8 protein-coding genes are annotated in these 17,486 nt (G+C 51.8%); 7 read left to right on the top strand and 1 reads right to left on the bottom strand.

Annotated elements, in window-relative coordinates; all coding sequences use genetic code 11:
- Positions 1-3: 3 nt before the first annotated feature.
- Positions 4-1,236 carry a DUF6716 putative glycosyltransferase gene (locus CQ011_RS08135; RefSeq protein WP_286161133.1) on the top strand — a complete coding sequence of 411 codons (1,233 nt, stop codon included), beginning with the start codon at positions 4-6 and terminating at the stop codon, positions 1,234-1,236.
- 294 nt (positions 1,237-1,530) lie between these two features.
- On the top strand, positions 1,531-2,616 hold the full coding sequence (locus tag CQ011_RS08130; RefSeq protein ID WP_105676461.1) for an inositol-3-phosphate synthase: 1,086 nt from the start codon (positions 1,531-1,533) through the stop codon (positions 2,614-2,616).
- 914 nt (positions 2,617-3,530) lie between these two features.
- On the opposite strand, the gene CQ011_RS08125 is transcribed toward CQ011_RS08130, so the two are convergent.
- Positions 3,531-4,979 carry a CCA tRNA nucleotidyltransferase gene (locus tag CQ011_RS08125; RefSeq protein ID WP_105676457.1) on the bottom strand — a complete coding sequence of 483 codons (1,449 nt, stop codon included), beginning with the start codon at positions 4,977-4,979 and terminating at the stop codon, positions 3,531-3,533.
- A 124-nt stretch (positions 4,980-5,103) separates the two neighbouring features.
- Between CQ011_RS08125 and CQ011_RS08120 the strand changes: the two genes are divergently transcribed.
- The 5 genes from CQ011_RS08120 (at position 5,104) to trxA (ending at position 10,509) form a co-directional block, all read left to right on the top strand.
- Positions 5,104-5,643: an NUDIX domain-containing protein gene (locus CQ011_RS08120; protein ID WP_105676454.1), complete on the top strand. Its 540-nt coding sequence runs from the start codon at positions 5,104-5,106 to the stop codon at positions 5,641-5,643.
- Positions 5,627-7,384: a murein biosynthesis integral membrane protein MurJ gene (gene murJ, locus CQ011_RS08115; protein ID WP_286161132.1), complete on the top strand. Its 1,758-nt coding sequence runs from the start codon at positions 5,627-5,629 to the stop codon at positions 7,382-7,384. The genes CQ011_RS08120 and murJ overlap by 17 nt, the downstream gene beginning before the upstream one ends.
- Positions 7,385-7,482: 98 nt before the next feature.
- On the top strand, positions 7,483-9,090 hold the full coding sequence (locus CQ011_RS08110; protein ID WP_146112586.1) for a flagellar basal body-associated FliL family protein: 1,608 nt from the start codon (positions 7,483-7,485) through the stop codon (positions 9,088-9,090).
- A 100-nt stretch (positions 9,091-9,190) separates the two neighbouring features.
- The gene (gene trxB, locus CQ011_RS08105) at positions 9,191-10,159 is read left to right on the top strand and encodes a thioredoxin-disulfide reductase (protein ID WP_105676446.1); all 969 of its coding nucleotides are present in this window, start codon (positions 9,191-9,193) and stop codon (positions 10,157-10,159) included.
- A gap of 26 nt (positions 10,160-10,185) precedes the next feature.
- Complete coding sequence (gene trxA, locus CQ011_RS08100) at positions 10,186-10,509, top strand: thioredoxin (RefSeq protein ID WP_096255096.1); 324 nt, start codon at positions 10,186-10,188, stop codon at positions 10,507-10,509.
- Positions 10,510-17,486 lie beyond the last annotated feature (6,977 nt).

The following is a 17,486-nucleotide window of genomic DNA, read 5'->3' as shown; positions in this document are numbered from 1 at the left end:
GCCGTGAAACCAGCAGTTTTAGCCGTTGCGGATTCAGATTCTTATCTGAAGCTCGCCACCACCTTCCTGCACCGTCTTGGTCCAGGTTGGGATCGTCGTGTTGTTTTGGCCCGCACCCCGGTAATGCCTACCGACGAACAGATCCTGGCTGCCTTTGAAGGTACCGATCTAGACCCTGCAGATCTAGAAGTGTTGGCGTTAAACCAGTTCAACTCGCAAACCATTGGCGAAGATCTAGTCTTCGCCGCCGCCACGGGTCCGGTTGTTGCGGAGCTATACGCTCGAATCCTGCGAACGGAGCCGGTAAATAATCGACGTACCGCGCTTATTTCTGCGCTTCCAGGAGTTGCATTCCCCGCGACACGCAAGGGTTGGAACTACCGTCGTCCCGGCGACGGATTTATCTGCCATTCACATGCAGAGGCTCGTGACTTTTCCTTTATGAATCTTGATGATGATGGACATCAGCCCACCATCATGGTCAGCAAGCTTCCCTTTCTTCGTTCCACGGGCTTCCCGACTCAAATTTCCGTACCCATCAAACGCCTTGTCTTCGCACCACAGGCAAAGGTTCCTTATGGCAAAGAAGAACGAGAACAGATTCTCATCTCGCTCGAGCGCGCAGCCAGACTTAACCCCGGGTTAGAGGTACTGGTCAAACTTCGCGCCCGAGCAGGAGAACCACAGACACACCTCGAGGCATACCCCTACGATTTACTCTTTGAGCAACTTGTACGCGCGGGCACGCTAGGTAAAGTCACACATCTACAATTTGTTACCGGCAGTATGGCCGAAGCTCTGAGCAAAGAAAGCGCCCTGGTGACGGTCTCTTCGACGGCCGCTCTTGAGTCCCTTGATCGCGGCTTACCGACCATGGTTCTCTCGGACTTTGGGGTAAACGCCGAAATGATCAATGTTGTTTTTGAGAGTTCTGGGATACTTGGAAGTTTGGATGATCTCGAAACTTTGAACTTTTCTCCAGCCAATAAACCATGGCTACGCGAAAATTACTTTCACCGCGTGGACAACACTTTTAATGAGTCGTTGATAATCCTTGCGCAACGAGCGCGAGACGGTCAGCTAAAAACAGATCCCGAAATACTGGCGTTTATTAAGCATCAGCCACTGCGTCAGAGGGTACGTACGGCGCTTCCGACACCCTTGCTGAAGGTTCTATTAAAAATTCGCAGACAACTGCGGTTATCCCACCAGTCGAGCACTAGATCATCGTCATGAGTCAGGATGCTGACAGTACTTACTAAAGATTTGTAGCCAAGATACAATCCCTGTAATGTGCTACGAATAGGTTACAGCTGTACAAATTTACGTCTCAGCGTGAGACCACCGTCTAGTACTGCGCCCCTTGGAGAACAGATATCCTCTCGTGCTCTGCGACTTCTCCGGTGATTACTAGCACTTTGGGAATGTTTCTTGACCAAAAGGTCTTAAGATCATTAAGGGCCCATTAATAGACTGTGCTTTCGCGCGGCCATTTTGCCCACAGCTTTGTATATTTCTTTAGGAGTTCATGTGTCGGCGAACCCGATTCGCGTTGCCATTGTTGGCGTAGGCAACTGCGCTACATCCCTTATCCAAGGTGTCGAGTACTACCGAAGTGCCGACGAAAATGCCTCCATCCCGGGTCTGATGCACGTCCGATTCGGCGAATACCACGTAGGTGACGTGGAGTTCGTAACGGCATTCGATGTTGACGATAAGAAGGTCGGCCTCGACCTATCTGAAGCAATCCTCGCCAGCGAGAACAACACCATCAAAATCGCAGACGTGCCAAACACCGGTGTGACCGTACTACGTGGTCACACCCTAGATGGTCTGGGCAAGTACTACCGCGAGACCATTGAAGAGTCCACCGCCGAGCCTGTCGACGTCGTCCAGACGTTGAAGGACAACAAGGTAGACGTCATGGTTTGCTACCTGCCAGTGGGTTCCGAAGCTGCCGCGAAATTCTACGCACAGTGCGCCATCGACGCGGGCGTTGGTTTTGTTAACGCCTTGCCTGTCTTCATTGCCGGTACCCCAGAGTGGGCTCAGAAATTCACCGATGCAGGCGTGCCTATTATTGGTGACGACATCAAATCGCAGATTGGCGCCACCATCACGCACCGCGTGATGGCCAAGCTTTTCGAGGACCGCGGCGTAGTACTTGACCGCACCTACCAGCTAAACGTCGGTGGCAACATGGACTTCAAGAACATGCTCGAGCGCGAGCGCCTTGAATCCAAGAAGATCTCCAAGACTCAGGCCGTCACCTCGAACACCTCTGCCAAGCTCACCGCGGACGATGTTCACATTGGCCCAAGTGACTACGTAGCCTGGCTAGATGACCGCAAGTGGGCGTTCGTTCGCCTCGAGGGCCGTAACTTCGGCGACGCTCCAGTGAACTTGGAATACAAGTTGGAAGTATGGGACTCACCAAACTCCGCTGGCGTCATCATTGATGCTGTCCGCGCAGCCAAGATCGCGCTTGACCGCGGTATCGGTGGACCGATCCTCTCGGCGTCGAGCTACTTCATGAAGTCGCCACCAGAGCAGTACGACGACGAAACTGCCCGCCAGAAGGTTGAAGCCTTCATCCGCGGGGACGTCGAGCGCTAAATTTTATGAGTTAGTTTTGCACTAAACGAAGCAGGGTTCGGAAATTTTAGATTTCCGAACCCTGCTTTTTGTTTCTGTCCCAAGACGCGGAGAAGCCCGCCGGCTAAAAGGCCGGCGGGCCTCTGTGCAATTACTTGCGAATTCATTTTCTACCTCTTTTCCAGTGATTCCAATCAACGGTAATGGCGTCGTTTGGAACTACCGGATACGGAAGTACATTTCTGGTGGCACATGGTTAACCAATTCCCGTTGTCGCAGAAGACGGTTGAACTCAGTGTTGTCCAATGGTTTCGGGTTTTTGCCTAAACGCTTTCTCATTATTTTTCCCTCCCTTCCAAATGAATCGAAGGGCTAGGAAGGTCTTGGCGCGTTGTTGAAACTGCGCGAGCCTTGAGGCTTTCAGGACCAGCGAAGATGAGTTCCGAGGTCCGAACAGCCCGTTGGGTGGTGCTGTCAAAAAGTGGAGCAGACATGAAAAAGTTCCTAAGGGAGAATGTCGATTACTGACTGACTGCCTCAGGAACTTTTGATTGAATTCGTAGAAGTTCTAGGAATCCATTATTCCGGAGGCAGAGGAAACGCCATGGCGTGCGGCATAGCCGAACCAGCGATGCGTAAAGGTCATATTGCCTGATCGCTTACCGCCATCGTTCCAAATAATTGAATTCGTAATCACGTTTCCCACCTCCTAAATATCTGTCCGAATCGATCATGCAAAAGCACGAGATTCTCTGTGTATTGTCTTTTTGATCCGCAAATCTCATTGAGACTTCCCAATCACAATATTTAGCTTACATGGTGAATGCCGTGAGTGCCAGCGAAAAACAAAAATTCTTAAATAAGTTTCATTAAATGCGTTGGGGTCGCTTCGAGCGATGCTCAAAACGACCCCAACACCAAAGTGGGTGAACTACTTAACCTTGTTCTCCTGCTTGAGCTTCAGGTTGCTCAGCCCACCAAGCTTGCAGGCGCTGCCCAGCTATTTCTTCGCCCAACGGTCCATCATCTAAACGCAAGTTCAACATGAAGTTGTAAGCCCGGCCCACCATTGGCCCGGCCTTGATCCCTAGTATGGACATGATCTGTTCCCCGTTGAGGTCTGGCCGAATAGCATTCAGCTCTTCCTGCTCCGTGATTTCTGCGATACGCGTCTCTAGATCGTCATATGCGAAACCCAGGCGTTCTGCCTTGCGACGGTTTCTAGTCGTGACGTCTGAGCGGGTCAACCGATGCAAACGCTCAAGTAAGTCGCCAGCATCTGTCACATAGCGGCGTACCGCCGAGTCGGTCCAGCCGGCTTCACCATAACCATAAAAGCGCATATGCAACTCAACTAGACGCGCTACTGCCTTTGTCGTGTCCTTGTCGAAGCGAAGAGCGCGCATACGCTGCTTCACCAGCTTGGAGCCGACCATGTCATGGTGACGGAAAGACACCGCCCCATTGGGCTCAAATTTTCGCGTTGCAGGCTTGCCGACATCATGCATCAGAGCCGCAAAGCGCAAGATGAAATCTGGTCCGGGGACCGCACCATCATCCTCTGTTTCATGCCCGATTGCTTGTTCGAGCACCGTCAATGAATGCTGATAGACATCTTTGTGTCGATGATGTTCATCGATTTCTAAACGCAAGGCCGATACCTCTGGCAGGACTTTGTCGGCCAGACCAGAGTCGACCAATAAATCTATGCCAGCTCGAGGGTCCGCGCCATTGATCAACTTGATCAATTCATCGCGGACGCGTTCGGCGGAAATAATATCGATACGTTCGGTCATCTCGGCCATCGCCTGGCGTACCTCTGGCGAAACTTCAATGCGAAGTTGAGATGCAAAGCGAGCGGCGCGCATCATTCTTAACGGATCATCAGAAAACGAGATATCCGGAGATCCTGGAGTGCGGATGAGTCCAACACGTAGTGAATCAACCCCGTCAAAGGGATCCACCAATTCCAAATCGGGCAGTCGTAAGGCCATTGCATTCATAGTGAAGTCCCGGCGGAAGAGATCGTCACGGAGATTGTCACCAAAAGCGACAATAGGCTTACGCGAATCCTTGTCATAGGCATCTGCGCGATAGGTCGTGACCTCTAGCGTGAACCCGTCTTTTTTGAAGGCGATGGTTCCAAACTCGCGACCCACATCCCAGATATTGTCGGCCCAGCCAGAGATCACTTTGACCGTCTGCTCAGGTGTAGCGCTCGTGGTGAAATCTAGGTCGGGTGAGACACGTCCAAGAAACAGATCGCGTACCGGACCACCCACCAAAGAGATCTCAAATCCGGCGCGAACAAAACGGTCGGCTAGGTCGAAAATGACCGAAGGTAGGATCTGGCGCAGGGCGTCATGAGATGGAAGTGCGTGCATAGTTCCTTAAGCGTGCCAGATTTCTGGTGATCTCGCTTGAAAAATCACCGAAGTTCCTTGCGAGATAGCTCTCTTGTCCAAGTCGCTAAGGTATAGATCACCAAAAACTCGATAGAGTGGTTGCATGAACCGTCCGATCCCGTCTGCCCCAAAGCGCACCCCATTGACTGCGTCAATGGCTTCTGCTCAGGCACCCGGCGGTCCTCAGGCGCTTCCTACGGTCGAAGAAGTCTCCTCCGGTGGCATAGTTATCGACTTTGATAGCCCCGATTTTCCGGTTGCAATCATCGCCCGATACAACCGTGGTGGGCGCTTGGAATGGTGCCTACCTAAGGGGCATCCTGAGGGCGAAGAAACGAACGAAGAAGCGGCTATCCGGGAGATCGAAGAAGAAACCGGAATTGCCGGTCGTATTCTTGCTCCGCTCGGCTCCGTCGATTATTGGTTCACCGTAACTAACTACCGGGTACATAAAACCGTGCACCATTTCCTCTTGGAAGCCACCGGCGGCCACCTCACGATCGAGAATGATCCCGATCATGAAGCAGTTGATGTTGCATGGATTCCGTTAAACTCACTCGGTAAACGCCTTTCCTTCCCAAATGAACGCCGGATCGCAGACCTGGCACGCGAGGTCCTAACGAAGTATGTCTCAGGTTCCTAAGTCACAACCAGGCTCCGATCAGCCACACACTGGAGCCCTTGAACAGGTAACGGAACCAGCTGATCCCCCGGTGCCGGTCTCCGGCGGGCGATCAGCGACCTACGCTCTCATGGCTTCAGGCACGTTGGTGTCCCGAATTCTTGGCTTTGTACGTACCGCAATGCTTGCCATGGCTATCGGCTCGGTCACCTCGGTGGCCGATATTTTCGAGAAGGCGAATGTCATTCCGACGATCATCTTCATGTTGTTAGCCGGCGGTATTTTCAACGTTGTACTCATCCCACAGCTCATCAAGGCTTCCAAGGCCAAAGATCGTGGTGCTGCTTATACCTCGAAGCTGGTCACCCTCACGGTAGTCGTAATGGGCGCGCTGACCCTGGTACTCACCCTCTGCGCACGCCCAATTATTGTCGCGTTAACCAATAACTGGACCGAACCGATGATTGCCCTAGGCACCGCGTTCGCATATTGGTCCTTGCCCCAAGTATTTTTCTACGGACTGTATGCGGTACTTGGCCAGGTGCTCAACGCGCACGGAAAGTTCGCCGCGTTCATGTGGGCACCAGCGGTAAACAACCTCATCCAACTGTTAGTCATTGGCTCGTTCATCATCGTGTTCGGCGCCTATTCCACAGGTAATCCAATGGACACCTGGAGCACCGGAAAAACAGTCTGGCTTGCCGGCGGCGCAACTCTTGGCATTTTGATGCAATCGCTGGTGTTGTTATGGCCCCTGAAAAAGATCAACCTCAAGCTTCAATTCGATTTTTCATGGCGCGGTATGGGCTTACGCCACGTCGGCCGTTTGGCCGTTTGGACGCTCGCTGCAATGGTCATCGGCAATATCTCGTCGTTACTTTATTCAAAAATTGTCTCTGGAGCGACAGCCGCCCGTACCGAGCTCAGCGCTGAGCAAGCAGCCTCCGTAGCCGGCGAATACGCACTGAATACCTCACAGCTGATCACGGTGCTCCCCCACTCGCTTTTTGCCTTGACGGTCGCCACGGTGTTGTTCAATGACTTCACGCGTGCCTTCGCCGACAAACGGCGCAAAGATATCGGTCCGCTACTGAACCAGGGCATGCGCTCCACCGCGATCCCGATAATTTTCTGCACCTTGGTTTTCATCGTTTTGGCTGGCCCTTTGGGCCGACTCTTCGCGGGTAATTCGGAACATTCAATTGCAGCGGCGGCGGCGATCGGTCAACTACTGGTGCTGACCGCGCTGGGGCTTCCCTTCAAATCCCTGCAATTCTTTATGCTGCGCGTATTTTTTGCCGACGAAGACACCCGGACTCCAATGCTCATCCAAAGCAGCATTGCCCTCATTGGGTTGACCGGAGCGGTGTTGGCGTATTTCTTGATCGATCCAGTTCATATTGCGGCGGCCATTGCCTTTATTTACGGAATCACTAACGTCATTTCCGCATTGATCACGCACTATCTGATCAAACGCCGATATGGTGACTACGGCGTTGGCACCGTCATCGATACCTACATTCGTATCGGCTGGATGGCCACGCTAGCAGCCATCATCGGCTGTGTACCGTTAGCCCTTTTGGGTGGTTTCAACTTCGGATTTGCCTACGATTCACTATTGAGTGCAGTCATCACCATCTGTATCGTGGGGCTTGTTATGGCAGTCGCCTTCGTGTTCCTATTGCACCGCACTAAAGTCCCTGAGCTCGCCGGGTTCCTCGGACCACTGGTGCGCAGAATTCCGGGTCTCACTAAGCGGTGATTCTGCTCAAATGACCAACGAATGACGTCTTTGGGCAGGTAACATGAAAGATGGTAGGTCAGCCTGCCGTTCGAAGCAATCAAACCTTGGAGATGCACGTGTCGCAGCCCATCGATGTCGGTTCCGTCCTTAGCGGTCGTTACCAGGTCACCGAATCCGTTTTGACCACCGCCGAGGGAGATCTGGTGCTGGGTGGCATCGATCAGGTGCTCAACCGATCGGTCAGCATCGTGGTCGCATCAGCGACTAACTCCTCCCAGCTGGCTACCAGTGCGCGAGAAATCGCCATGGGTGAGCGCCAGGCAAACGTCCAGGTTCTGGATCTGGGAATTACCGAAACGAATCAAAGCTATTTGGTAGCGAATGTCGCACGTTCGGCGGACCTCCTAGATTTGGTTCTTGAAGCCCAGGACGCACCGTACGTAGAACCGTTTTTCACCGACACTCTGGGAACCGAAATCTTCGGTGAATCCCGTCAGTCGGTCCCTGAAACTTATGCGGACGACGCTGAGTACTACGATCAGTTGCGTTACGAAGATGCGCCCGAAGAACAGGGCAAGGTTGGAAACGCACTGAGCAGTGGGTTTGCCGGACTAAAGAACCGCTTCAGTCGCAAAAACACTGCCCCCGCGGAATCCTTCGATGACGAAGATTCGTACGTTGAGGAAAATACCGGCGACCAGACAGCACCTAATACTCAGGTCGCTACCCCAACTGTTGCTACCCCAGTCACTCCACCGAGCAAGAACACCGAGGCTCCAAAGCCTAAGGTGACACGTCTGGATGACGACAAGGAACCAAACGTAACCGCTACCGCGGCCCTCGCAGCAGCTGCTCAGTCCAAGGGCGATACGCCGCAAAAGGCAGAGCCAAAGAAGGAAGAACCTAAGAAGCCCGCCCAGAAGAAGGCTGCCGCCGCTGGTGTCGGTGTTGCTGCTGGCGCTGCTGCGGTTGCCTCGGCACCAAAGGCTTCGACTTTCCCTGCGGCAGCCAAGGGTGTCCCGGCACAAGATATTGCAGAGCCAGTAGAAGACGAAGAAGACGAGGGCACCTCAAAGGGTGTACGTCTGCTCGTCGGGGCAGTACTAGTTGCAGTATTGATTATCGGTATCGTCTTCGCCTTCAACTTCCTCGGTGGAGCTGGCAAGGATAATACGGCTGATGCCCCCGCAACACCTACCGAGTCGGCAGCAGAACCTTCCAAGGAAACCTCAGAGACTCCTTCGGAGCCTTCATTGCCTGCTCCTAAGGTTGATGGTGTTTCCCGCTTGGTGCCAGGTAATCAGCAGCTCAACGCCGAAACTGATAACACCTTGAACGATATGACCGACGGTAATCCGTCAAGCACCTACAAGACTTACTCGTACACCACGAGCAATTTCGGTGGCTTCGCTTCAAATATGGTCTTCATCTTGGATCTCGAAGAGGAATCAGCGATCAAGGAAATCAACCTCGAGGGCCTAAATGCCACCGGTGGAGATTACGAAGTCCTTGTTGGCAAGTCTGATGATCTTGGCGATGCTAAGTCGGTTGCGAAGGGTTCGTTCTCCGGTCCTTCGATCTCCATTCCGGTCAAGGGCGATGAAACCGACTACCTTTCCGGTTCCCATGTGTTCCTCAACGTCACCGATCTTCCGCGCCGTGCTTCGGGTGCCAATGCATCCCGTCCATGGGGTCTACAGATTGGCGAGTTCTCCGCGAAGTAACAGACGCGGAATTTTTTACCATAGCAATGCGTTGAGGTGGATAGTGAGGTTAGACCTTACTATCCACCTCGCATTATTAGAACGAAAGGGTTCTATCCCCGTGACTTCAGCACAGAACGACGAAATCCGCGACGTAATCATCGTCGGTTCCGGCCCGTCTGGTTATACCGCAGCGATTTACACCGCGCGTGCGAATCTGAATCCATTGGTTATCGCCGGATCGGTCACTGCCGGTGGCGAACTAATGAACACCACGGACGTTGAAAACTTCCCGGGCTTCCCTGAAGGAATCATGGGCCCGGACTTGATGGACAACATGCAGAAGCAGGCCGAGCGTTTCGGCGCCGAGGTACTCTTCGATGACGTTACCGAGATGCAGCTCGACGGCGAGATCAAGACCCTGTCACTGGCCGATGGTACTGTCTACCGCGCCCACGCTGTGATCGTTTCTACTGGCTCTGCCTACCGCGAATTGGGGCTCCCCGATGAGAAGCGTCTCTCGGGCCACGGCGTCTCATGGTGTGCAACCTGCGACGGTTTCTTCTTCCGCGACCAGACCATTGCAGTCATTGGCGGTGGCGACTCCGCCATGGAAGAAGCTTTGTTCCTGACCAAGTTCGCCGCAAAGGTGATCGTAGTTCACCGTCGCAGCGAACTGCGCGCCTCGAAGATCATGGCTGATCGAGCACTCGCTCACGAAAAAATCGAGTTTGTGTGGGACTCCGAGGTCATCGGCATCAACGGTGAAGACAAGGTCAGTGGCCTAGTAGTCAAGAACCGTAACTCCGGAGAAGAGTCCACACTGGATGTCACCGGTATCTTCGTTGCTATCGGTAACGATCCACGCGTGGACCTCGTCAAGGATCAGCTAGAGCTGACTTCCGAAGGAACCATTGCCGTTGACGGACGCTCTTCCCGCACCTCATTACCTGGCGTCTATGCCGCCGGCGATGTCATCGATTCGACCTACCGTCAGGCGATCACCGCTGCGGCTTCCGGCTGCGCTGCGGCTCAGGATGTCGAACACTACTTGGCAAACATCAAAACTCCGGCCAAGGCCAGTAACTAATATTTCTCAGAAAGGGGTTCACTCACATGAGTAACGCTAAGGCAGTAACTGAAGCAACCTTCCAGGCAGAAGTTCTGGATGCCGAAAAACCAGTCATCGTCGACTTCTGGGCAGAGTGGTGCGGTCCTTGCCGCCAGCTTGGTCCGATCCTGGATCAGATTGCTGAAGAGCATGCCGCAAAGGTTGATGTCGTAAAGATCAACGTTGACGAGAACCAGAGCATTGCTGCTAAGTACGGAATCACCAGTATTCCTGCTGTATACGTTTTCAAGGGTGGCGAGCACGTAGCTACCTCAATCGGTGCCAAGCCAAAGGCTGTCATCGAGAAGGATTTTGCTGAATACCTGTAAATCCTCAGCTGTTCCAAAATAGGCGTTGAACTTTCGAGTTCAACGCCTATTTTCATCCCTACACATGGTCACGGTGATGGTCATGACCTCAGGGAATCAATATTTGTTACTTTTGAGAAGGTAACAAAGTATTTTGATTTCATTACTCTTATATTCTCTCATTTCGAGAGTCATCCCCTGCCCCCATCAAAAAATCGCCAAATCTGAGTAGTCCAAGTCATCCCCCTAGAATCACATCCCCACAACAGCATGCCAAAGGTACCCAACAGGTTACTCCCCTCCGTCGAACTCAAAGATGGCGGCAGCTAGATGCAATTTTTAGACTCCCGAATCTCACGCAATCTCATCGGTCTGCTCCCCCGCTGGAATCGCCAGAATTTATTGTCCGCTCAATAAGGCACCCGGCGGTCCACAGTTCTGAATACCTCACTACCCTTTCGACAGATAGCTGCGAACGAAACCAAATCTGTCAGATATAGACGGTCCTAAAAATCCGCAATCTGGTGTCGCTGTTTCACGCTGACACTGGACATTGTGAAGCCATGAAGAATAGTCCTCGCCTACTCTGGTCGCAGCGCTCTTGTCTCCCACCGGTGCGTTTCAGCTGTAGTTTAATCGGTCAGGCTCGGCTCGTAACCATCCGCTATTGATCGGCATTGGAACGGTAGTTCCCGTCCAGAGTTGTCTTTAACGCATTACTTGATGGACGCGACTCTTATGCAGAAGTGATGGCTTCCCCAAAGTTCGGCTCTAAGGAATAGAAGCCGACAGTTCTCTTTGGCAAAGCCTCAACTTCTAAACAGGCCTGGAGTCTTGGGTCCACAAGGGTAACTTCGATCCATTGTCAGAACACGGTTTATGGATTTGAAGTAGCCACTACAATCGGCTCACAGGATGATTTAAGCGCGTCGGAGCTTAGCCTCTCTACTAGTTGCGTACCCACCGAAAATGAACGCCTGTTGGTGAAACTATCGCGATTAGCGGACCCAACGAGCTGGTGATGGCTAACCACCCGAATACGGTTCCACATCTTGGTCCCGGAATCGGCCCCTGCTGTGGCGAACCCATCTGGACGATCCAAATATCTCAGGGGGCGGAGCTGTCTGCAGCGAGGTTATCAGTTCTAACTCGGACATAATTTACTCCTCGAAACGGACTCTGTGGACAATATGAAAGTCCACGTGTCCGCGATTGTCCTGCCGCAGATTGGACGTCAGAATATTCGGACCATCGCTGAATCGAATTGCATGGATGTCGGTAGTGAATGAATAACAGGGCAGCGCCATTGCTCGGAAATACTGGATGATTCTCTAGCTCCAGATACTCACCCAGGATAATTTTTCGTCGATCAGATACGCACAGAATGTTTCACGTGAAACTTGGGAAGAGATAGCCGCACCGAATTTGCACTAAAGCTTCGTCTCGCTCCAACGGGCCGATGTTTGTTTCACGTGAAACAGTCCCCCGAAGTGCCACCGGTATCAAGAGTAAGAAGTGGGCAACAAAAAATCGGCTACAGCATCTTTAAACAATTACGCTTTCCTAGTATCGTCGCAGAACCGAAATACCTTCGCATTCATGGGAGCGACTAGCAGCCAATAACGACCAATCAATATTGGCCTTCAGGTTTCAGGCTTCAGGCTTCAGGCTTCAGGCTTCAGGCTATCGGCGTACCACCATCTAGCAGTCCATAACAACGCTCCGGGTATATGGGCGGACATAGGCTCGGAGGTTTCAACATTCTCTCGCTGGCGGTCAAGACTCCTCTGTTGGCTTTCGGTAAACCACACGTGCGATCAAGCGGAATTAGGTGAATGAAAGTGTGCACCTTTTTGCCTGCACAGGACTCAGTGGACTTTTGGGAAGACTATATCTTGCAGGTTCCATAGTCCCATTTTCCTTAATCAGCGATCCTTTGGCCCTAAATCGACGCTGGACTCAGGCTTTTCAGTGACCGTCCACTGCCTTCGGATACGAACTCAAGACCAACTTAACTAGTTCGTAGTCGGACATAGCGAGCAGATCTTTACGGTGACTCTCCTGGTTATAGACATCCAGTTGTGCCTACGCGACCAACGAGCATCTTCCTCAAGCTTCACCCCAATATTACCCACGCTGTATTCACTGACGGACTAGATTAGAAAAAACCGCGAAATCAGTTTCGACCAGTGGATTGGAGTCAAAACCTACATGGCAAGATCCAGGTTTTCACCAAAATAGATTTCAACTCGCTGCAGCTGTCAGGTGCCATCATTTCAAGGTCACCCTCTAACTGCTCTTCGTGTTCAGGCCATGATGCCTTGGGCGCTGACCTGTGACCAACAGCCAAGAAAATCTAGGGAACAGCCTGGATATTTTCCTGGTCGGGGGCCAATGACATTACCGTCGTAGGGCACCACCTGAAAACCGGATTATATTCGCTGGGCTCTACGCGGAGCGTTCTTGGGAACCATATACAACTCCCCTTTCACAGGTACATGGCACACATCGAGATAGCAGTTGCGAGCTACTGCCCATCTTCGAGCTCCACCTAATGCTCGTGGAACACTTGGAACCTCGCAATGCATCGATGGACAGCACAATCGTGCGCGCAGTATTCACGTCTGGGCCTAGACCCCTGCGGACTGGTCCCAATCGCCACGCCGACACAACATGCTCACAACCACTCACAAAAGATCTGTATCGAGAGCGAAAACCAGCGCCTAAATGCAAATACCAAAGTCGTTGAACAGTGACTGAACCGTTGACGGCAAATGGTAGGCTGCAATCCTGTTCCAATCCTTGATGTCTCACTGGCTGCGCTAGGACACTTCGATGAAAGCGACGGAGTACCGATTATTTCTAGGGGTAAGTTTCACCCCTGTGGTAACTTCGACGGCTTCAGCCCTGACACGGTTCCAAGCTATGCTGCTCGCGATTATCAAATCTATCGACTCTTCTACGCGCGTTAATACAGTGCTGCAGTCATAACACCAGCCGAAGACAGACCCAATGCCCGGTTACCCTGTATCTTCGACTGCACGGCTTCTCAGAGCTCACCAGTGACCTTTTGGGCGGGCGTACTGATCTCGGGAGTAAATAGGCCGCAGGAGAATTGTTCAGCGTTCACCTCAGGAACGTCAGAAAATTATGCCGACGCAGTTCTGTAGTATTCCCTTTGGTTCTTAGTACTGTCGTTAGTCTTCAACACGATGACCACTTATCTATTAGCACATGCCAATCCCCCCTGGCGTTGAGTCTCTGAGGTTGAGACTCTGTGAACTCACAATCTTGATTTCCAACATTCAAGTATTGTCGTACCCCAACAGAGTGGTCCCTTGTTCAGTGAATATTCGAAGGTTTCATAGCCACCCAGTATTCTCGTTCAGCGCCACGGGGCAGCTGCCTTTTCAGCCGACGACTCTGAACATGCATTTCACCCTGATGATAATCTGCTCTTCCTTCATGGAAGTTGCGCACGCAGCACGCATAGTATTCCCATCGGTGGCTAACCAAGACGCGTTACGGACGATTATGTCTATGCATATGCCGGCCACCGCAACTGCGCCGTGGTTTCCAGTGCATCTTTTCGGCCGGGCCGATGGCCGAAACTTTAGGTTCTTGTTTGATTTGACCTATACGTCTAGCATTTTGGATCCCAGCCCGGATACCCCCGTACAGCTGTCCACGGTTTGCTTGTTGTCTGTGAACGCTGGACTCTACGCTGTCTCATCATTGAAGACTTGGAGATATTCTCAACTCGCCGAATGGGATTGAAGCGTCCGGCAGAGGGTGAAGACCAATGAGAGCTGCGCGTTCGTGCCGGTGAAACGTCTCGCTTCTTTCGTCACGTGAGTTCTCGGATGCTGGGAGGAGTTCATACTACGCGCCGCTGGACGAGAAGACTGAGTGGCTCTCAGTGTCGGTAACGTCGTTTCTGGCCGGTGGCTCTGAGCCACAATATTGACGGTTCCCAAAGTGTCAAAAATTCATACAGAGCTTTCCAGACGTTATTACACGCGGAATGGTAAGTATGAATGGACAGGGTTTTGTTATTCCCGTCTGTATGAAGGCCAAACAGGTTCCAATCTCGTCGTTCAAGATTTTTGATTTTGAAGGGCTCTCACCAACGATTAGTAGTTCCTTACGTAAACCTCCTCCTCAGTCAACATCAACTACGGATCCAGCTGCCAAGTACCGAGACGTCCAAACACCTCCACAGGCTAGGCAAGACATTGAGTAGTACGTATTTAAGTATTTCCGAGCTTTTCTGCTGCTAATTCCATGTTCCGTGTAGAACTGATCTGATCCATAATTGAACAGATTTCCCGCCACCCACAAAAGGACTGAGACTACGTCGAAGATATGTTTCACGTGAAACAGAGACAAACACAGTCGGTATGGGGCCACGAGAATGACAGGGACTCTACTAGTAGCGCTAAGCAGCTCCCGTTCACGAAGGAAGATTTATTATGTGAATGACACTCCTCCCCCAGTGAACCTTCATCCTGCACTTTTCTCCATTGATTCCCGCAGAGGGTTGACCAGTAGCGAACAAGTAGAAAATACAAAGGAGCAAATCCACAGTGGTTCTTTGCTGAACATATGATCAGTGGGGATCGTCCCCCTTCTCTTTGGAATCATCACCCAACTACTTGATCACAAGAACAGAGATGGAGCTGACACTGCACCAGGCTAGTAGTGATTAGTCGGCGGATTAATAGCCAGCTGGTACGGCATAGAGCGTCACCCAATAGTCTCAGTTTTATCCTTCGGGTCTTCCGGGCATGATGTTCGGTAGCCCTGGGCAGGGACCCTGCCGGGGTAGCGCTTCAAGCGAGAGGATGCCTGCTCCGAATGTTCACGCGTTTAGTCCTCTGATGGTTCCAGAGCAGAACTGGTTCACAGCGATATGAAGCATACCCGTCAGTTATATCGTCACTGCCACGAACGGGTAAGCTGGTCCGATTGTTCGGGTTATTGCATTACGATGTTCAAGGACTCTGATCATTTGCCTCTTTGAGAGCGACCAATATTTCAATTTTGAGCCATTCGCTGAGTACAGCGATATCCAGTCTCAGAACCGCTTGATACTCACCGGTGGAGCCACCTTACAATCTGTTACGGTCGTTCCACGGCACAAGAGCCTGCCCAGATCACAGTTGTTCGTTCTTCGCGTCGAATTCATTCGGAAGGCTGTACAGAACATCGCACTGAAAAGATGGCATCGGCCCAAAGCTCATACAGACTCTAGTCCGTCGACCCGACGTCGCAGGAACCACAGGACATTTGGCAACAACCTCAGTATCGGCCATACTCATTTAATAGGCCATCATTATTCTGGTCAATATCCTCAGGGTGCCTGTTCACGCAATCACGAACGGATTCGCGTGATGAGATTTTGTCAGAAACCAAGACGCCAACGATGTCCCTGCAACACACGTCACTGAATATTCGAAGGTTTCAGAGCCACCCAATATTCTCGTTCAGAACCAGGGGTCACCTTTCCTTGTAGTCAGCGGTCTTGAACATACATTTCATCTTGATGATAATCCGCTCTTCCTTTTCGGAAGTCGCGCACGCAGCTCGAATATTATTACCATCGGTGTCCATTCAGCGTGCGTTGTGGACGAATAGGTCCATGCATATGACGGCAACCGCAGGTGCCTCATGTTGTCCCGTGCGTCTTTTCGGCTGGACTGCTGGCCGAAGCTTCAGGTTCGTGTTGGCATAGACCTATTCGTCTAGCTCTCTGGTTCCAAGCTCAGATACCTTCGTACAACGCTCCACGGTTTGTTTGCTGCTGCCTGGGAACGCTGATCTCTACATCGTCTCTTCATTGAATACCCTGAGATATTCTCACCGCGCTGAATAGAGTTAAAGCTTCCTACAGAAAGATTGGAAGTCCAATGAGAGCTACGCATTCGTGCCGGTGAGTATGTCTCGGTTCTTTCGTCATGTGAGTTCTGGCGTGGTGTTAGGAGTTCATACAGAGTGGCGCTGAACGAGAATATTGTGTGGCTCTCGAAGTCAATAATTCCGTTTTTGGCGGGTGGCTCTGAACCACAATATTAATGGCTGCCGCACAGTCCCATTAGTAGATGGTCGCCGGACACCAAATAGACAATCGTCCAAGGCAAGGATGCAATCTGGCGCGGCCTAGATGGAATGCCAGGGCAGTTAGGATATCCCGTGCCAAGCATCTTTTCCCATGACGCTGTTATTTCAAGGGGTTCGACACGGTTGTTCAGGGATCTGATGCCTTCTGAGTGCTGTCGTTGAATCGCGAAAGTATGGGATGAGAGGCGGTAGGTCATCCTCGGAACGCAGTACGATCTACCGGACTAGCCTGCTGGCGCCCGGACACGTTAGCAATGTCGATACCGTTGCAATACTTTCGGCCTGAATGTGCGGTGAGGCCGGCAGATGCGCCATACGACTGAATTTTTGTGCATGAGCCTTTATTGCGGAAACATCGCCGTGGAAAGTTCTTGCTTCCAAACTACGACCATCATGTCCGTCATAATGATCCCCTGAACGAGAATTGTGGCGGCTCTGGTATGCCATAGCAACTGGCTCTGAAGCGTTTGAGGATTTCGTCAACGACAAGAAACAGTGCAGTTAAGAGAAGTCGCAGTTTCTGGTGCACCCATTCATATCATTGCAACTAGCATCTTCTTATATCCATTTACTCTGTAGGGGGCATACGTTTATTCAGACTAGAACAGAAAGAAAAACATCGGCACACGACAGACTCCACGAGAGAACCTCAGTGAAAAGTCTTGAAACGGTAAATCTGTCAGTAAGAGCTACCCGAAGCCGGTCTCAGCGGATAGCCCGATCAAGGTACATTCCACCCACGACTCATGCATTATGGATTAGAGCAGCCGTATCGCGCTACAGCGGGCCTACAGGCTGTCAGAGAAGCCAGAGAAGGTGTGAAGGTCTCCCCCTCGCTTAGAAAGGCCTCAATGTCCCCCTGGGGGCATTTCTATGAG

This window comes from Arthrobacter sp. MYb213 (genome assembly GCF_002979915.1).
GTDB lineage: Bacteria > Actinomycetota > Actinomycetes > Actinomycetales > Micrococcaceae > Glutamicibacter.
The sequence above is the reverse complement of the archived record's forward strand: the minus strand, read 5'-3'. Positions and strand labels throughout refer to the sequence as shown.

Bases quoted from the DNA above. Each gene is read 5' to 3' on its own strand.
- CQ011_RS08120 (WP_105676454.1), top strand. From the start codon at position 5,104: ATGAACCGTCCGATCCCGTCTGCCCCAAAGCGCACCCCATTGACTGCG.
- murJ (WP_286161132.1), top strand. From the start codon at position 5,627: ATGTCTCAGGTTCCTAAGTCACAACCAGGCTCCGATCAGCCACACACT.
- trxA (WP_096255096.1), top strand. From the start codon at position 10,186: ATGAGTAACGCTAAGGCAGTAACTGAAGCAACCTTCCAGGCAGAAGTT.
- CQ011_RS08125 (WP_105676457.1), bottom strand. From the start codon at position 4,979: ATGCACGCACTTCCATCTCATGACGCCCTGCGCCAGATCCTACCTTCG.